Source organism: Bradyrhizobium murdochi (assembly GCF_000472965.1).
GTDB classification, from domain to species: domain Bacteria; phylum Pseudomonadota; class Alphaproteobacteria; order Rhizobiales; family Xanthobacteraceae; genus Bradyrhizobium; species Bradyrhizobium murdochi.
On the sequence record NZ_AXAU01000038.1, the window covers coordinates 1 to 18,772 of the forward strand.

The following is an 18,772-nucleotide window of genomic DNA, read 5'->3' on the forward strand; positions in this document are numbered from 1 at the left end:
CGCGCGGGGTGCGGTAGTCGATGTCCTCGACGCAGGCCTGTTGGCGCAGCTTGGCATATTGCAGCCGCTTCGAGAGCCGCTTGTCGCGTCGCAGGGACGCTTCGCGTTCGAGCAGGAGCGCGAGCCATTCGGCATGGCCGAGGCTCGTGGCGTCGCCGCCGGCTTCGATGTCGGCGAAGGCCTTGGCCATGCCGTNAAGGCCGAGGGCGTGGAGCTGATCGAGGGTCGGATGGGTGAGCAAGATGGGATCTCCTAATTGTAGTAGCGCGGCCCGCGGATGTTGGAATGCAGGATCGGCGCGTCATCCGCGGAGCGCCTGGGGGAAGGACGCCGATCGAGATTGTTGGCGAGGATCGATTTGATCGATCCGTAGGTGCGCGCGCCTATGTCGATCGCCCGCATGGCGGCGGCATCGAGCCGCTCTTGCCCGTAGGATCGAGCGAGCCGGATGATGCCGAGACAGGCGCGGAAGCCCTGTTCCGGATGCACGCGTTCGTCGAGGATCAGATCGCACAGCGCCGCAGTGGCCGGCCCGATTGTGGCGGCCTCCTTGCGGATGCGCTCGATGGTCCAGCCGGCATGGCGCCGATGACTGGATGCCATTGCTCCGGCACGGTAGTGTGCTTGTGGTTGCCGCTCATGCGCTGATGCACGGCGATCCGCTCGCCCTTGTGGAAAATCTCGACGGTGCGGGCGGTGAAGCGCACCTCGACCTCGGCGCGGACGAAGCGATGGGGGACGCTGTAGTAATGCGCCTCGACCTCGACGTGATAGTCGATGCTGACCCGGCAGATCCGCCACTCGGCGAACACATAAGGGCTCTCCGGCAAGGCCTGGAGTGCCGGCCGGTCGATCTCCTCCAATAGCTTGCGACGGGTCACGCCGAGCCGCCGGATCGGCCGCTCCTCGTTGAGCCGGATCAGCAACTCGGTGATCGCCGCGTTGACCTCGGCGAGGCCGTAGAACGTGCGGTGGCGCAGCCGCCCGAGCAGCCAGCGCTCGACCATGAGGACCGCCTGTTCGACCTTCGCCTTGTCCCGTGGCCGTCGCGGCCTCGCCGGCAGAATGGCGGTGCGTAATGCGCAGCCATGTCGGCGTAGCTGCGGTTGATCCGCGGATCGTAGAGGCAGGCCTTGATCACCGCGACCTTGGTGTTGTCCGGCACCAGCAGCGCCGGCACGCCGCCAATCGCCTCGAAGGCGCCGACGTGGCCGCTGATCCAATCGGCGAGGCCCTGCGTCCAGGTCGCCTGCGCGTAGGTGAAGCTCGATGCGCCGAGCACCGCGACGAAAATCTGGGCGCTGCGTCGCTCGCCGGTGAGCCGGTCGATCACCACCGGCACGCCGTCACCGGCATAGTCGACGAACAGCTTGTCGCCGGCCGCATGCGACTGGCGCATCGTCACCGACAGCCGGCACTCCCAGGCGCGGTAGAGTTCGCAGAAGCGCGAATAGCGATACCCACCGGGTTCGCTTGCGATGTATTCCTCCCACAGGATCGACAGCGTCACGTGCTTGCGCTTGAGCTCGCGATGCACCGCCGCCCAGTCCGGCTCGGCCTGCCGGCGATGGCCCCTTCGGGTCCCGGAACCGGCTCCTGCGCTGGCGAACAGCCGGGCCTCCAGGACCGCGTCGGTAACGTTGTCGGGCAAAGGCCAGGTCAGCCCAGCCGCCTCGAACCGGTGAATCGTCAACCGCACCGTCGAAGGCGCCGCGCCTACCCGCCGGGCAATCTCGCGGGTCGCCATCCCGGCCAACTTCAATCTGATCACATCGCGCACGTGGCGCATCGCAAGCCTCTCCGTCGGCATCCAGGTCCCCCTTCGCAAAGCCGAAAGGCGCGACCGTATCGTAGCCAGAAGAGGCCTCGTCACCCCCGGGCGACATCATCCCGGAATGGTGGGCGACATCAAATCGGAACGGTGGGCGAGATCATTCCGGAATGGTGGGCGACATCGAGCGGAATCAGCAGACAACTTGCTGAAAGCTCACTATCGGAGCCGTGACCTGACGTATATGCGCTGATCGCGGGTGTTGGGTGCGTAGGGCGACGGCCGAGCCGTCTGATTGCATCTATGCGACCTGCGCTTGTTGTACCCGCGACAATACAGCAGGACAAAACACGCGGCTACGCTGTGTCTGCGCAAAGATGAGCTATTTCCTTTGATTAATGAACGATTTGATCCGCTGTTTTCGCCACCGGCACGAATTTGCCGGATCCGACGATTGCTGCGATCAAAGGGTGCTACTCGAGCACAAGGTCATCTTTTCCGCGGCCATTGTCATCACGATGCCGCCGAGCAGGAGCGATTCGCTGCCCGTTTGGGAAAGCTGGTGCCGCATCAGACGCTCGGTGTCACCAAGGGAAATTGATCCTCGAGCCTGATCTTGCTCGCGGAGCTGGCCGGGCCGATGTGGCAGGCCGGTGGGACCTTGCCGATGCCTATTCCCTAGGATTTTGGTGCTACAAGCCGTTGTAATCCCGTCTGGTCAAACACCGCGGCCGCTCATCTTGTCGTACCGCCGCCGCTGCAACGGCTTGCAAACGAGCTCTGGCCTTTCACAGCAATGTCGTCGACTATGCCCGAATGGCCCGTGCCCGCGAGGTCGATAAGAAGCGTTTTGACGAGGTTCACCAGAACCATCTTCGAGACTGAGCATCCCGGAGCGCTCGTTTGAGCTCAGCGAACTGGTGGAACATGACGAACAGCGCGATCATTCCAGCGCCCAGTTCAGCGATTGCTTGACTGGCCAACAGTCCGTTGAAGCCCCATATGAGCGGGAATAACAGTACGGCCGGTATGAAGAGAAAGCCCTGCCTTGCCAAGGACACAAGCGCACTGAGGCGTGCTCTCCCGAACGACTGAAGCATCGTCGTCACGACACTCTGAATACCGAAAAGTCCAAAAAAGAGATGGAAGACCACGCAGGCCGAGACGGCTATTTCCGTGACCTTTTCGCTATCGCTGAACAGGCTGATCAAGGGTCGGGCAAAACTCACAACGGCCGCAGAATACGCAACGGAAAGAGCCACAGTCATGGAGAGTATGAACTTCGCAGCCTTTAATACACGAGCAAAGTCGCGCGCGCCCCAACCGAACCCCAGGACAGCTTGAGACCCTATACAGAAGCCCGTGATAGGCATTGCGCCGATCGTCAAGATTCGCACAGCTATTCCCACCGCCGCGATGGAATCGTCGCCGAACGGCGCAGCAGCTCCGTACAAGAGCATAACGGCAATAGCAGATAAAATACCGGTCATGGTCGCCGGCGCCCCTACGAACGCGAGCTGTTTGATGCGATCTGCTCGCAGCGAGATATGAGATATCCTGACGAGGACTATCCCACGAAGCTTCGTAAAATACGCGATATACAGGCTAATAGCGGCGATCTGAGATACCAGCGTTGCGAGGGCTGCGCCTCGCACACCGAGGTCCAGTAAGAATATGAAGACGGGATCAAGCACAGCGTTCAGCATAAAGGCGGTAATCATCGTCCACATGCTGAATCGTGTATTGCCTTCGGCTCTGACGATGAAGCCGTTGACGATGTTTAGAAGCATCAGGGTGTACCCGAACAAAAGCGTCGCCGCGTAGTCGAGCGCCACGGGCATGATGGTTGGAGTGGCCCCGAGCGTTACGAAGATCCCTCGCAGATTTAGAAGAAGAGCGACGGTAAAGAAGATACCGATCGGAGCGGCTAGTGCGAGTGCAGTACTCGCGCCTCGACTCGCCTCCAGATACTCACCGGCGCCAAGATGACGAGATATGAAGGACGCTGTTCCAACACCGATCCCCTGTCCGACTGCCGCGAGCAGAACCACGATCGGCAAGGTCATGCTGACAGCTGCGATCGCTTGCGCGCCAAGTGCGCCAACAAAGATTGCGTTGACGACCTCCTGTAACGCGTTGATCGATAGGCCAACAACAGACGGAATGGCGAGCCGCAGGATAAGGCTCACGAGATGGGAGTCCGAGAGATCGATGTGCTGCCTTTCATTTGGCAAGACATCGCTATCGCTCTCGACAGCGAATTCCGCATCCGGCTCATTCATGGATAAAAGTGTGCCGAGCTCTTCCGAATTCGCTGATCGTCTGCAACAGCTCCTGTCGCAACACCGTGCAAAGATTGCGGGTCACCTCATAACCGACCTCGGTTGGATTATACCTCGTTTCGATCTGGAGATGCCCGGCTTGATATCCGACATCGAACCAGAAGAGGTGAATCGCGGCCGCTTCATCCATGTCTTCGCCGATCCAGAGGGGAGAAGGTTCCTTGGCTAAGAGACGGCGTGGAAAATGGCGCTGCAAACCCGCTCGATAATTCAATCCAATTCTGGGTAGGGGCAGGCGATCGATCCGGCTCCGCACGGCTGGATCTCGGTTTAGGAACTTCATGGCCCGAAAGCCTATTCCCCTGCGCGGCAGGGCATTGCGCTGGCTGTATATTGAACGAGCACGATCGGGACGGGGCTCCACTCCGGTGAGACTCAAGGGAAGCGGAACGAGCTCGCTGATATGGCCGATGATCTGAGATGGATCGAGATCGTCGAACAGCCGACCTCGGGTTGACGTAAGGCTATCAATCCAGAGTGAATAGTTGCCGAAAACGCGTCCAAAGGCGCCAGATATGGCGGCAAGAAACACATCAAAGTCCTGACAATGCGCCAATCTGGCTGTAATATTGAGCAGATCAGCTGTCGCTTCTTTGTCAATCTCGAGATGGTATTTGGCCTGATCTTCCCAATGCGGTCGGCAATTTGCTTCATCCACGCGACCTTCAAGGAGTGCATAGTGAAGCTCTCTCGCGGTCACTTTCGAAAAGCTCGTGCCGCCCGATGGAGTGTCGCTGACATGAAAATTGAACTGATGGTAGTCAATGCTCTCCCAGAATTTGAGTTCGGCTGGTGCTTCGCAGTTGGCGTAGCGCTCAAGGCGCTTCAACCATGGAGAGAGCATTTGTATGTTCTCAGGACCACTCATGATGTGGCCTGAGGCAAGGGCGTTGTACGCCGCATCCAATGCTTCCAAAAACAGTCGATAGCCTATCCCATCCGCTACAAAATGATGCATCAGGACCAGCAGATAGTAATCGCCGCTTTCCGATGTGCGGAACACGGTGACGTTAACAAGAGGCGTCTGGCCGTCAAACCGAAACATATGTTGACGCCTTGCTGAGACGCTCTCGATTGCCTTACGCTGCTGTAGGCCGGTCATTCCGACAAGATCGATCTCTTCCACGAGGCGTTCGGCCACGGAAGTTCCGATTGTCAGGCGTAGACCATCGCCGGTTCTGGCAATACGGAGTCTGAGGCCTTCGTGCCTATCCATGACATGGGCAAGGGCGCGCTCCAGGATTCGGATATTCAGGACGCCGCCGGGCAAGAAGAACAGATCGCCGATGTTGAAATGCTCATCGAAGCCGACAAGACGGTACCAAGATGAGATTGCTGGGGTAACTGGCAATGAGCCATCTGCTGAAGGGAAGCTATGGAGTGTGCCCGCCGCTCCGTCTGCCGCCAATTCCCTGATGGTCGGTGTTCGATAGAGTTGGTCGACAGTGAGATTAAGCCCGGCTTTGCGCGCCAGCGTGACGCAGCGCACGCTCAGAAGAGAGTCTCCGCCGATATCAAAGAAGCTCTGATCGATTCCGACCCACTTGGCGCCTAATAGATCCTGCCAGATCCCAGCAAGAATACGCTCCTTCCTCGTGCGGGGCTCAGCAGATGGAACAGGCCCAACCTCGCGGTAAGGAACGGCCGACAGCCGAGCACGATCTATCTTTCCAGTCGCCGTAAGGGGGATAGTGTCAACCAAACGGAAGGCGGCGGGAATCATGTAGGACGGCAATATGTGGCGCAGGTGGGTGACAATCTCTCCAGAGCTTAGACTGTCGCGAGCCGGAACCACGCTAGCGGTCAAGCGACGATGGTCATCCACGCCTTCTGCGACGACCGCGGCCTTTGCAATTGCCGGATGAGACTCAAGGGCCGCTTCGACCTCCTCCAGCTCGATGCGAAAGCCTCGTACTTTGACCTGGTTGTCCGATCGGCCGCAAATCTCGAGAAGGCCGCTGGTTGAGATGCGTGCGATATCGCCACTTCGATAAAGAACGCTGTATTGTCCGCCATCATACGGATTGGGCACGAAACAGCGGTTGGTCCTATCCTGATCCCGCCAGTACCCAGCGCTCACGCAGCGTCCCGCGATGCAGAGTTCGCCGGCGACTCCGACAGGGACTCTCTTCAACTGTGCATCGAGCACGTAGAGTTTGACATTATCGATTGGGCGCCCAACGGGGATGAGCGACGAGCCGTCGTAGGCATCCGATGTTTCGTAGACTGCTGCATTGGATGCACATTCCGTAGCACCATAGAAGTTCCACAACGGCACGTCCGGGAAATACGCATGCCAGCGAACCGGGAGCGAGGAAGGCATCGGTTCGGCGCTGCTTGTGACCAACCGCAAGGCGGTCGGTCGTGGGTGCCGTTCTTGGGAAGCAATGAGGCCGGATAGGAGCGGTGGCGAGGCAAATAAGTGTGTCACGCGACGTCTCGCCAACGTGCATAACAACAGATCTGGATCCAGCAACTGCTCTTGGGTCAAGATCAGCGCGGGCACACCTCTCAGAAGCCCCCCAAAGTACTCCCATGCCGACGCAACAAGTGATGCGGACTTCTGGACAACCATCACGTCGGTACTGTCGAAGGGAAAGCGTCGCCACATCCAGTTCAGTCGATTGAGAATTGCCGATTCCGGTATAAGAACCCCCTTCGCCTTCCCGGTTGAGGACGACGTGTATATAAGACTCGCTATTCCCTGATCTGATGGTTTGTCGCTGCACTCAAAATCGTGCGCGGGCGCGCCGCACCCTTCAAGGGTCAATAGACAAATCGACGGCACGTCAAACCCAAGGTCAGAGGTATTTGCGTGAACTAAAAGCTTTGCCTGACTATCTCGCAGGATATATTCGATCCGATCACGCGGATAATCCGGCGATATAGGGACAACAATGGACTGCAAGGCTCGTGCCGCAAGAATAACAGCGGCCACGTCAGGCGACCGGTCGACCAGCATGGCGACCATATCGCCAGCCCCCACGTCAGAAGCCCGCAGTAACGAGCTGATAGCTATTACGCGCTCACGCAGGTGGTCGAATGTGATCTCACCGAAATCACCAAAATATGCCACCTGGCTGCGATTTGAGGCGCTGATTTGCTCGAACGCTTCGATAAGCGGACATTCAGTCTCATATGGCTGCGCCGAGCCATTAAGCGATTCCAGCATAGTGGCGTCTGACGCGCTGAGGCAGCTCAGATCTTTAATGGGCGCAAGCGGCTTCTCAACGCAGGCTGCAATCAGACAGCGCAGATTGTCGGCCATGCGGAGAATCAGATCGCTGGAAAATATGTCTTCCGCATACGCGAGCTGGAGGGCAATTTCATCGCCCTGATCTTGTGCATACAAGGTCAGATCGAATTTTACATAGCCGGTCTCATATTCGCGGAATGTCAGATCCAACTCATGTTGGCCAGGTGGCTCCGCGGCCTCGGAGTACATGTTGAACATGACCTGGAAGATCGGTGATCGTCCCGCTTCGCGATGCAGCCGGGTATCCCTTACCATCCAGCCGAACGGATATGCCGAATTTGCGATGGCATCGCTGACCAGGCTCTGGATGCGCAAGGCATGAACCGCAAAGGACTGGCCGACATCGATCGCGGTGCGGATTGGCAGCATATTCAGGAAAAAGCCAACAATTTCGGCGCTGCCAGGTTGATCTCGTACGACGTGCGGTATGCCAACGATAATATCGTCCTGACCGCTATACGTCCGCAGCAGCAGCTTGAAGCATGCGAGGAGTGTTGTCGACGTGGTGCACCTATGTCGGCGCGCAAACTCACGTACCTGATTGGAGAGCTCGCTGCCAAGCAGAACCGCATGCGAGGCGCCGCGATAGGAACTTGTCTGCGGCCGCGCTCGTCCCGTTCCGAGCGAAAGCACCGGCGGATCATCGCCAATCTGACGACGCCAATAGCTACGTTGGTTGGCCAGCGCCTCTGGAGTAGCGTGTTGTGTTTCCCAGACCGCGTAGGTCGAGAGGGACGCGCGGTTCTCTGGCAAGAACGCTGCGGCATCTACGTACCTTTGTCGAAGGTCCCTGAGTAGAACAGAGATCGACCAGGCATCGATGGTAATTTCATGAGCGGTGATCAGTATGAGATGGTTGTCAGGGCCAAAACGGATCATGCGCGCGCGAAACAGATGGCCTTGGCTGAGATCAAAGCTGCCGTTCAGCTCTGTTCGCCGTAACTCTGCGGTCAGTTCCTCAGCTTCCTGCGCCGTGAGATGCGATGCATCAGCCAATTCAAGGCTTGCGCATTGCGGAGCATCAAAAACCTGAACCGGACCGTCCTCGTCGATAAAGCGTGCCGAAAGTGCCTGATGGGAATGAACGACATCGGACCAAGCGCGATTGAACGCGGCCAGATCGATGATGCCTTTTATTCGCAGGCCGCCTTGAATGATGTAGTTCCTGGCAGACGAATCGAGCTGCGAGAGAAACCATAGGTGCTCCTGAACTCGCGTCAGAGGCGATCGCGTAAGCTTTCCGTACGTCGGGGCTGTGCACGGTTTGGAGTCGACCCGGGCCGAGATCGAAGCCGCAAGAGATCGGATCGTTCCATTCAGGACCAGCCTGAAATCCGTTCTCACTCCGAGCTTGGTCTGCAACTGGCCCAATATGAGCATTGCCCGGAGCGAGTCTCCGCCGAGGCTTATGAACTGGTCCTTCACGCCAATGTTCTCAATACGCAGAACGTCGGACCAAATTTGACACAGCTGGGCTTCGAGCTCTGTTTGCGGCTCCTCGAATGGCGTCGGCAATGGAAGGCGAACACTGGTCGGGTCCGGCAATGCTCCAAAATCGACCTTTCCGTTTCTGGTCAGTGGAATACTGGCTAGGTGGACGATCCTTTCTGGGAGCATGTAGGTGGGAAGCGCTTCGGCAAGAAAGTTCTGAAGCTCGCCTTCCGTAACTTCAGCCGGAGCTGACACATACGCGATGAGTCGTCTTGATCCAGTTTCCCCCTCGGCCCTGGTTATATCTCTCGCCGTAAGCTTTACGCCTGCGCAGACGGAGGCGACCGCGACGGCGCCACGTACCAAATGATGAGCGGCGAGGCGGGCCTCGATTTCTCCCAGCTCAATTCTGTGCCCGCGGATTTTGACCTGACGGTCCCGTCGACCAAGACATTCGAAAATGCCATCGGAACGAACGCGCCCGAGATCACCTGTCCTGTATAGGCGCTGGAACGACGGGTTGTTTGAGAACGGGTTTGGCCCAAAGGCATCCTTGGTGCGAACATCATCATTGACGTAACCAGCAGCGACACCAACGCCGCTAACACAGATTTCGCCGACCTCTCCCGTGTTGCACAGCCGCAGTCCGTCGGCGACATAAACCACAAGGTTAGAAATCTGTTTGCCGATGGGCACATAAGGGTCAGTCAGCGCAGGCGCTACGGAAACCAGGTGATGCGTAACGCCGTCCGCGCACTCGGTCGGCCCGTAGTGGTTGAGAATGGGGACCCGGGGATATAAGGCCAGCCACGCACGCGCCAGTCCGGGTGTTAGAGGTTCTCCGACCGTTGAAATAATCCGCAAACTGTCCAGAGCTCGCTCAGCCGCCGCAAGCGACTGCAGATATTCAACAAATACTGCAAGCATCGACGGAACGAATTGAACAACCGTCACGCCGTATCCTTGAATTGCTTTGAGAAGGGATACTGGCGATTTCAGTGTCGCATCATCAATGATCGCGATCGAGGCTCCGACGCAAAGCCCCGCCAGAAGCTGCCACAGCGAGATGTCAAAGCAGTGCGATGCGGTCTGCGCGATGCAATCCGTCCGAGTGAGGGTTAGGGCATCAATCTTTGCCACCAAATGATTGTTTAGGGCTGCGCGCTCGATCATTGCGCCTTTAGGCTGGCCGGTCGAACCCGACGTAAACAGAATGTAGGCGAGTCCATCCTCGCTCGATGGTGGCACAACAGACGAAGTCCGGCCCTCGCGCAGCGCCGCCTCTATCGCTATGAATTGCGCGGTGCCTTTGCTGCTCGCCGGAATTTGCTGAAACAAATCCAGCTGGTCTGGGCCAATAATCAGAGCGCAGCGGCTCTGCTCGATCATGAATGATGTACGCGAAGCCGGTAACGATGGATCGAGCGGTAGGTACGTTGCTCCAGCCCTCAAAATTGCAACTACCGCCGTCGCCCAGTCGAGGTCCCGCTCACCCCAATAGCCAACGACCATGCCGTTAGCGCCCCGCTCTCGTAACGTCCTTGCGAGGGCATCCGACCTTAATCGCAGCGCTTTGTAGGTGAGTTCGTGTGCGCCGTACCTCAGCGCAACCCTCTCTGGATCCGATCTTGCAAGGCGATCGATCGCCGTGATCGCGTCTATCGCTTGACGTTCCACAAGCTGATTTTCGCCTGATCGATCTTCCGTAGGCATACGCGTCCCGCCATTCGTCGCCTTCAGCGATCCTTAAATTAGAACACGGAGGATCCTGATTGAGCGTGTGCAGTGCGTAGCCATCCTGATTCTGCCAGTCATAGTGTGCCGTTTTGCCCGTTTCTTAGCTTCTCGTCCTTCGTTCACACTGTTTCCTCGATGATCGGCAGGGGAACGCGGCGGGACGCTAGGGCCTCAAGTTAGCGTTGGCATCTACCAGATCTTGTAGTGGACACGAGATAGTCTGCATGGCACCCGCAACCAAGCGCGCCCAGAGACTCGTTCCGGCTTGTGAGTTCTTTCATTTGTAGACGCCTGGACAAGGATTTGGTGCGCTCCTCATGAAAGCGGGTACTTGGCGCTCGCCGGGCTACAGGTCGCCCGCGGCGACCAAGCAGTAACTGTGCAAGAACCAACACAGAGGCGTGTTACCGTTTTCCACGAGGCCGGCGTTGTTCGCATAGCCGCTGAAGGGCGGTCGTTGCGCGCTCAAACGTTTTGACGCTCTTGGCCATAACAGATAGCTATGGGCGGCATGCAGCGTCGTGGGCGTGCAGAACCATCCACCCCGCGAGGTCGATGGTCTGCTGATGTTCGCAAGTCGTCCACCTTGGTGCACACGAAAACGCGCTCAGAAACGTTTGCTGTGAACGGCAGGCGACGTCCAGTCGACCCGAAAGGGGCGTACCGATACGGCTTTGCGAACTGGAATTGAATTGCGGATGGCGCCTTCTTAGTCTCCACGAGACGCATGCTCGGCAACTCCTTTTCCTAGAGCAGAACCGATAAGAATAGTGTTGCGGCAAAGCCACTCAGCAGTACGGCGAAGCCGGAGCCGGACTGCTATTATCACGCGGATATTCGTGGTAAGCTGGAAGATGCTGATGATGAGCCTTTCCTGCGCGTGCCATGTTACGTGATTGATCGCTCGTGATGAGTCCTCCAACCAGCCGAACTTCGACAACGCGCGGCGTAGCCGGTGCGATCCCTGCGCGGATAGACGGGACCAGCGTCCAGGCCGGCTCCGCTCGTCGGTAATATCCATTGGCTTTCACCGTTTCGCATGAGCCTCGATAGGTGAGTTCGAAAGCCTGTCCAGGCGAACAAGAATCTCCTGCTACTGCTGCAGCGAGAAAGGCGATTTCCTGCTGCGCAGCAAACTGTCAGACGCTACAGCGCGATTGTCAGCTTCAAGACCATTGTCCACAAGCTGACGCATGCACCCGGTACGAAGCAACTGGAACCCCCCTCAATTTCCAAGCGGCACGGTGCTTGCTTCAGTCGCGGTGCCATCACCGATGCCAGCTTGAAGGCGCTCGGTTGTGGATCGGGAAAGCGCTGCGGAGTGTTTGATGCGATCTGGAGTTCGTTTTTGGGGAGCGACAACGATTGCGCTGGTCGCAAGCGGTGCAGCCACGGCGGACCTTGAGCCAGCAGTACAACTGCCGCCGTCCCTGTGGAGCTGGTCCGGAGGATATATTGGCGGGCACGTCGGCGTTGGTTACGATCAAGAATCCTTCAGTAATCCCTACGGTCCGGCCGTCTATGGCGGCGTCGTCGATACTCCTGTGTTCCTGGCAGGCGGCCAGATCGGCTCCAACTGGCAGAAGAATAGCTGGGTGTTTGGCGTCAAACTCGATCCCAGCGGTGCTATCTCCAACGGCACAAATACCTGCCTCGCGGCCTCCGGCATAGTGCTGAGCGCAAACTGCAAGGCAAGTCCAAACGTCTTGTCCCCGGGGCCGGTCGCCTCGGTTACGCTTTTCGCGCGCAGGGCCACACGCTGGTCTACCTCAAGCGAGGCGTGGCTTGGCAAAACAATCGAGCCGACCTCATCAATAACAACGAGTTTGGCCAATGTCGGTGACGGCGCGCTCGACTTCTACAAGGCGCTCAACGAGGTCTTTCCCGGCACGCGCCACCAGCGATGCTGGGTGCACAAGACTGTGAATGTCATGGACAAGGTCCACTCTCTGTGCAGGCCACTATGAAGAAGGATTTGCGCGAGGTCTATTGGGCGCGAACCGAGCGTCCGCCGAAGCGGCGATCGACGTCTTCGCCGAGAAGTATTAGGCCAAGTACGGCCGGGCGATCGAATGCCTGGTCAAGGATCGCGATGCACTGCTGGCCTTCTACGATTTTCTTGCCGAACATTGGCATCACTTGCGCACCACCACCAATCTCACCGAGAGCGTGTTCGCCACGGGGCGATACAGGATGGTGCGGAGGAAGGGCTCCTTATCGCCAACCACCGCCAGGCCGATGGTGTTCAAGCTGGTTATCGCAGCATCAAGGACTTGGCGGCGGCTCAACGGCAGTCGCCGAAGGTCGTCGCAGTTGTCAGATTCAACGACGGCATTGAGGGCATCCAAGCGCCGGCAAACCAAGCGCCTGATCGCCTCGTCACCTAAATCCCGAATAGCTCAGCTTACTGGGCCGATAATTCAATGGAGATTTCTTAATGACTATGAATGCCGAGAAGGAAGCCCCACCGGCTCTGTCCACCGGTGCGACGCATATGCTCATCGAGCTATGGGGAGCGAAGAACCTCGACGATCCGACCATTGCGGAAGACGCAATCCGAAAAGCCATCCGTGCGGCGAGGGCGACATTACTCCACCTTCACGTTCATAAGTTTTGTCCGGGTCACGGCGTCTCCGCAATCGCCTTGTTGGCTGAATCGCACATTACCTTACATACTTGGCCTGAGAGGTCCTACGCGGCCGCTGATGTTTTCGTATGTGGGAACAGCGATCCGGCGAGCGCCGTGCCAGTTCTGGTTGAGGCGTTTCAGCCCGAACAGTCTGACGTTCGCAGCTTCCGGAGAGGTGTGTCAATCAAGCCGACGCGTTGAAGCAGATGATCGATCTCATTGGAATAGCCGATCATGTTTCCGACCGCCCGGGTGAGGTTATCGAGCTCACTGCCGCAATCGAAAAACATCTTGGGCTAACCTCTAGCATGAAAGCTTCACCGCGAGACTTTCGGGTGTGAAAGCTTCACGCAACTTGTTTATGATAACATCTTTGGTGCTCATGGCGGCGGCGGGCATAATTTGGCATCCGCTTTCCGTCAATGGCGTAGTCGGAGGAGAGGTATTCGCAATGTCAGGACTTGAAGCGTTTAGTATTGCGTAGTCAAAGTCAGCCATGCCGATCGATTCATCAAAATTCTTCGACTCCATTCGCATCAAGCCTACCAAGGTGAGTGCGAAGCGCAAGGCGCAGGCGGGTCAGGAGGCCGTCACCTGCGAATGGGCGGGCTGCCAGAACAAGGGCTCGCACCGCGTGCGGAAGGGGCGCGAGAACGCGCGCGAGTACTGGCACTTCTGTCTCGACCATGTCCGTGAGTACAACCAGTCCTACAATTTCTTCCAGGGCATGAATCCGGAAGCGGTTGCGCGCTACCAGAAGGATGCGCTGACCGGCCATCGCCCGACCTGGAAGATGGGCGCCAACACCAGCGCCAAGCGCGGCAACGTCGAGGAAGACCTCGGCGGCGCCGCCGATCCCTTCAACGTGTTTGCCGAACTCAACGGCCGCGCCGGCTGGCGGCCTGGCCCCGGCGCGCAGGGCAATCGCGAGACCCGCACGGTGAAGAACGCCGAGCGCAAGGCGCTGCAGGTGATGGGGCTCACCGCCGAAGCCACGCTCGAGGACGTCAAGGCCAAGTACAGGGCGCTGGTGAAGCAGCACCATCCCGACGCCAATGGCGGCGACCGCTCCACCGAAGACCGCCTGATCGAGATCATCAAGGCGTACAACTATCTGAAGACCGTGGTGCGCGAGGCGTAGCGCCCCGCGCGTCAGACCCGTAGCCCGGATGAAGCGCAAGCGTAATCCGGGCTTCTCTCTCGCAGATAGATTAACCGTTCCCGGACTACGCTTCGCTCCATCCGGGCTACCATGTCATCCGTTAAGAAGCCGATTCAAGAGGTGACCGGTCGCTGGGCGGCTGCGATGAGGGCGGTCAGGAAGAGGCACCAAAGAGCCCTCAGCCAAGGGAGGATGCGGCGGAAGTTGTGGCCGATGGCGGAGAGGATGTCCTTCACGGACGACTCAATAAATGAGTCGAACAGAATATGGCACTTATTCAATGTGCTTCCTCAGTCGGTTGAGCGAGTATCGCATCAAGATCACCCATCTTGTCATCCTCAAATCGGACGGTTGCACGCAAGCAGACTTGCTTGCGCGCACTGAACGCAGCACGACTGGAAGTACGCACCTGTTAAGTGGGACAATGACGAATTGATACTCTTTGAGATAATCGAATCCATTGCAGATGCGCATAACTCCACTGGAACGAACCAGTCAGACGCATGAGAAATCCCCAACTTTTCCAAGAATGAGGGAACCAATCCGTCCGAAGCTGGCGCGATTTGCCCGCGGCGTATAGCGCCGACTCTCACTCGTTCGGCGTTGCGGGGCCTCTCGCAGATCGGTCGAACCCTAAAGTAGAGGCAGACCTTCCCCCGATTTAGATTAATGAAGTTTATCGTAGTCTGACTGCGACCTGGACATCCAATTCAAGAAAAAGAGATCCATCTCCGGTCGCAGGATACTGCACGGAGCCGGCCTCAATCGTCATTGGTAACTGCGTCGGGCCACGCGCCGTGAAGCACGCGCAAGATGGGAACAGTATCACCGTCGACCAGGTAGGCCCGCCAAGATGTGCGTGGGATGATTAACTTGCGCGTGCCAGCGACGCGCCCGGGCCGGCCACTGTCAGGAAAGTCGAGCAGGCCCGCGCGGCATCGGCAATCTGTTCATCAACATGGACCGCTGCACGGGATTCTCGGCTTCGATGTAGCTGAAAAAGCCGTTGCGATCGGACAGCGCGAATCGCGACCAGACGAGTTTCACCGTTCATGCTCCGCCACTTTTTCGAAGCGCAGCGGTACGGCGTTGCGCTAAATGCGCATCGACCTCGGAATAATCGAGATTGGGCCGGGTATCCGCCAGTCCTTCTCACGAAACCAGCTATCGTAAGCTTGGCTGTTGCTCACGGGCTACAGCCCAAGCATCCCTTTGTTAGCCGTGCGTGTTAGCAGGATCCGCACGGCATCGGATACCGTGCGACCCATGTTTTCCCGAGCCGCGGTGACCTTTTCCTTTTCGTCCGCATCGATTCGGGTTTGGACGAGAGCATTCGAAGCCATAGCGACCTCCTCTATGCGCGGCTACGTAATGCATTTTTAATGACATGCGCCAGAGACGTCATAGCCTCGTGAGCGGAGTGAGCACGGCGGCCAAACGGCCCCGCTTTTCGGCGAAGCCGATGCCGCGGGCCCCCAGTCCGGGTGCGGCGGGACCAGATGGGCTGGAGGCCTTCCTGTCTTCCTTCCACCTCGATCAGGGTGGCGTAGATCCGAGCCGGGAGCTCGGATCGTCAAGCTTGACCGAGAGATAGTCACGCTCCGTGTCCTTGGCCGTCTTCTGCCAGGGAGCGCCTAGCTCGACATTAGGCCCGAAGATGCGGAAGTGCGGCCATTCGGAGGGGTTCTCGACGCGGACCAGGTTGGCCTTGGCGTTGAGAGTGAGGTGCGAATCGAGCCGGAAAAGCCGTTGCCATTCGAGGTGGAGGTGCCGATGGTCGCCATTGTCGTGTCCTTTTTTCAGTTTCCCAGGCTGCGCCCATCGCGGCCTCGATGGCTGGCGCCAAACCGGGGGCGGTCGACCCGCACCCCGAAAGGGGCCGGCACGCAGTAGAGGGCGGCCAGCGTGCGACTTTCTTGTCGTGCGCGAGGAATTGATGCACAGCGTGGATGCTTACCATCCAAAAAATCAATTTTACCAATGTTGCGGAATGTTGCATTGGCAACAGCATCTGGCGCGCACCGATCACGTGACTGCTTCTATCGCGCGACGCGGCTCGGCTGAGGAATGGCGTCGCGTTCGCGTCGAGGCGCCTGATGGAAGCAACAGGATGGCAGATAAAACTCGCGAAGGAAATCATCGCCAAACCAAGGAATACTCCGCGGGCGGCAGCGAGATAACGATCGCCACGGAACTGACCTTGCGTGGCATCCAGTCGCTGGAGTTGGCGGACATCATCCGCGACCTGGAGCAGTCCAACGGCATCAAGATCGAGATGAACACGGATGATGCTTGGTCGAATCTCAAGCATGTCGGCGACGCGGTGGAAGCTGTCCACGGCTTGCTCGCTAAGAAGGCCTGAATGGAGAGGCGCGTCGTCATTAGCGGAATGGGCGGGCTGTGCGGACTAGGCACCTGCGCCTCCAGCTGGAAAGAGATGCGCGAAAGCCGCACCGCCATCGGCCCGATCGTCAATTCCGAGCTTTACGAGCTGAAGGTCAGGACCGGCGCCGACCTCAAAGCGCTATCGGAGCATGGCATCGACCGCAAGCAGCTCGTCGATCTCGACGCCTCGCCCAATGTGCTGCGCCAGCGCAAGGTGCGCGTGGCGCTGAACAACTCCTCTGCCTTCGGCGGCACGAACAGTTCTGGCATTCGGCCAAGCTAGTCAGGAGACTGTCGGTTCACCGTCTGGCCGATTGAACGGCCGCATGGCTTCGGCGCGTGGTGCGCGTCTTGCTTAACGAGAGAAAACACACGTAACAGCCAGCCTGCCTTTGGAATCACGCTGCAGGCTGTCGGATTTCCGACATCGTCGTCTTCAATCGGACACGGCTGGCATGAAAGGCTCGTCTGATGCCGTCGCCGCTCAACGCGCGGCGGCTCGGTGTTCGAGTTCGTATTGGGAAGGAGCGTCATGACCACCATCGCAACAGCGCCGCCCGCGCGGGCGTCGCAAACTTGGTACAAAATCCTCTACGTTCAGGTGCTGATCGCGATCCTGATTGGCGTCGTGGTCGGTTGGCTGTGGCCGTCGCTCGCGACCAACGACTGGGTCAAGGCGCTCGGTGACGGCTTCATTAAGCTAATCAAGATGCTGATCGCGCCGATCATCTTTTGCACCGTGGTCTCGGGCATCGCGCACATCCAGGATGCGAAAAAGGTTGGCCGGGTCGGCCTCAAGGCGCTGGTCTATTTCGAGATCGTCTCCACCTTTGCCTTGGTGCTCGGCCTGGTGATGGGCAATCTTTTTCAGATCGGCCACGGCCTTGCGGCCAAGCCCGATGCCGCAGCCGTCGCCAACTACGTGAAGCAGGCGGAAACCTCGAGAAGCGTCGATTTCATCCTCAATATCATTCCCGACACCGTGGTCGGCGCGCTGGCGCGCGGCGACATCCTGCAGGTGCTCTTGTTTGCGATCCTATTCGGCTTCTCGCTGATGGCGCTGGGTGAGCGCGGCGCAAAGTTGCGCGGCATGATCGACGACGCGGCGCACGCGGTGTTCGGCGTCATCGCCATTATCATGAAGGCAGCGCCGATCGGGGCGTTCGGAGCCATGGCCTTCACGATCGGTAAGTTCGGACCATCGGCGCTCGGCAATCTGATCGGTCTCGTCGCGCTGTTCTATGCTACGGCCGCGCTGTTCGTGGTGGTCGTGCTCGGTCTGATCTCGCGCTTCGTTGGCTTTTCGATCTTCAAGTTTATCGCCTATATCAAGGATGAGCTCTTGCTCGTGCTCGGCACCTCGTCCTCGGAAAGTGCGCTGCCGCAGTTGATGACGAAGCTCGAGCGGCTAGGCTGCTCCAAGCCCGTGGTCGGTCTCGTGGTGCCGACCGGCTACTCCTTCAACCTCGATGGCACCAACATCTACATGACTTTGGCAACGCTGTTTATCGCTCAGGCGCTCGGGGTCGATCTCAGCTTCGGCCAGCAGCTGACCATTCTAGTGGTGGCGATGCTGACTTCGAAAGGCGCAAGCGGTATCACCGGGGCCGGCTTCATTACGCTCGCGGCAACGCTTTCAGTGGTTAATCCGGTGCTGGTGCCGGGTATGGCGATCGTGTTCTCGATCGACAAATTTATGAGCGAGGTGCGCGCCCTTACTAATATCACCGGCAACGGTATCGCCGCGGTGTTCGTGGCCTGGTGGGAAGGCGAACTCGACCAGGCCACGCTGCATGCGCGGCTTAACCAGAAAATCGATCTCACCGACGGCGAGACCTCGAATACGACGGGGTAGGCGGCTGCATTTCTATCCGTCATTTCAGGGCGCGTTGAACTCGGGTGTGGCCGAATTTGCGAGTCTTAGTATTGCAAGTCGGCAGCAGCCGACTTGGATTGCGAACCCGAAAATCTCTGGCCGCGACCTCTGGATTGCCGGTTCGCTCGCTTCGTGAGCGCCCCGGATCAACGTCTAAAAAGGCTGCCCCGTGAGAGGAGGGGA

The 18,772-nt window shown here is 58.4% G+C and carries 7 protein-coding genes and 6 pseudogenes; 6 read left to right on the top strand and 7 right to left on the bottom strand.

Annotated features, from left to right (window positions below; all coding sequences use genetic code 11):
- The 4 genes and pseudogenes from YUO_RS0135655 to YUO_RS42945 form a co-directional block, all read right to left on the bottom strand.
- A partial coding sequence (locus tag YUO_RS0135655; protein ID WP_028351448.1) for an ATP-binding protein occupies nt 1-241 on the bottom strand: 241 nt, incomplete at its 3' end.
- Between the two features lie 11 nt (nt 242-252).
- Nucleotides 253-1,789, bottom strand: a pseudogene (gene istA, locus YUO_RS42940) (IS21 family transposase).
- Between the two features lie 842 nt (nt 1,790-2,631).
- Nucleotides 2,632-4,053 (bottom strand): MATE family efflux transporter, encoded by a 1,422-nt coding sequence (locus YUO_RS0135670; protein WP_028351449.1) that lies wholly within the window; start codon nt 4,051-4,053, stop codon nt 2,632-2,634.
- Nucleotides 4,046-10,513: a non-ribosomal peptide synthetase gene (locus YUO_RS42945; protein ID WP_051379833.1), complete on the bottom strand. Its 6,468-nt coding sequence runs from the start codon at nt 10,511-10,513 to the stop codon at nt 4,046-4,048. Before YUO_RS42945 ends, YUO_RS0135670 begins: the two co-directional genes overlap by 8 nt.
- Nucleotides 10,514-12,348: 1,835 nt before the next feature.
- On the opposite strand from YUO_RS42945, the pseudogene YUO_RS42950 reads away from it, so the two are divergent.
- The 3 genes and pseudogenes from YUO_RS42950 to YUO_RS0135700 form a co-directional block, all read left to right on the top strand.
- Nucleotides 12,349-12,924, top strand: a pseudogene (locus YUO_RS42950) (transposase); the annotation flags it as partial.
- A 50-nt stretch (nt 12,925-12,974) separates the two neighbouring features.
- Entirely contained in the window at nt 12,975-13,367 is a 393-nt protein-coding gene (speD, locus tag YUO_RS0135695) for an adenosylmethionine decarboxylase (protein ID WP_028351452.1), read from the top strand.
- A gap of 295 nt (nt 13,368-13,662) precedes the next feature.
- Nucleotides 13,663-14,307, top strand: a complete 645-nt coding sequence (locus YUO_RS0135700) for a J domain-containing protein (RefSeq protein WP_028351453.1) — start codon at nt 13,663-13,665, stop codon at nt 14,305-14,307.
- Nucleotides 14,308-15,089: 782 nt separating this feature from the next.
- Here YUO_RS0135700 and YUO_RS48275 read toward each other — a convergent pair.
- The 3 pseudogenes from YUO_RS48275 to YUO_RS45665 all read right to left on the bottom strand — a co-directional run.
- Nucleotides 15,090-15,375 (bottom strand): annotated as a pseudogene (locus tag YUO_RS48275) (type II toxin-antitoxin system RelE/ParE family toxin).
- 3 nt (nt 15,376-15,378) lie between these two features.
- Nucleotides 15,379-15,671, bottom strand: a pseudogene (locus YUO_RS42960) (type II toxin-antitoxin system RelB/DinJ family antitoxin).
- 137 nt (nt 15,672-15,808) lie between these two features.
- A pseudogene (locus tag YUO_RS45665) lies at nt 15,809-16,112 on the bottom strand (DUF736 domain-containing protein); the annotation flags it as partial.
- 326 nt (nt 16,113-16,438) lie between these two features.
- On the opposite strand from YUO_RS45665, the gene YUO_RS0135720 reads away from it, so the two are divergent.
- From YUO_RS0135720 to dctA, 3 genes and pseudogenes are all read left to right on the top strand, one after another.
- Nucleotides 16,439-16,690, top strand: coding sequence for an acyl carrier protein (locus YUO_RS0135720; RefSeq protein ID WP_028351454.1), 252 nt, complete (start codon nt 16,439-16,441; stop codon nt 16,688-16,690).
- Nucleotides 16,691-16,892: pseudogene (locus tag YUO_RS0135725) on the top strand (beta-ACP synthase); the annotation flags it as partial.
- 353 nt (nt 16,893-17,245) lie between these two features.
- Complete coding sequence (dctA, locus tag YUO_RS0135730; RefSeq protein WP_028351456.1) at nt 17,246-18,568, top strand: C4-dicarboxylate transporter DctA; 1,323 nt, start codon at nt 17,246-17,248, stop codon at nt 18,566-18,568.
- Nucleotides 18,569-18,772 lie beyond the last annotated feature (204 nt).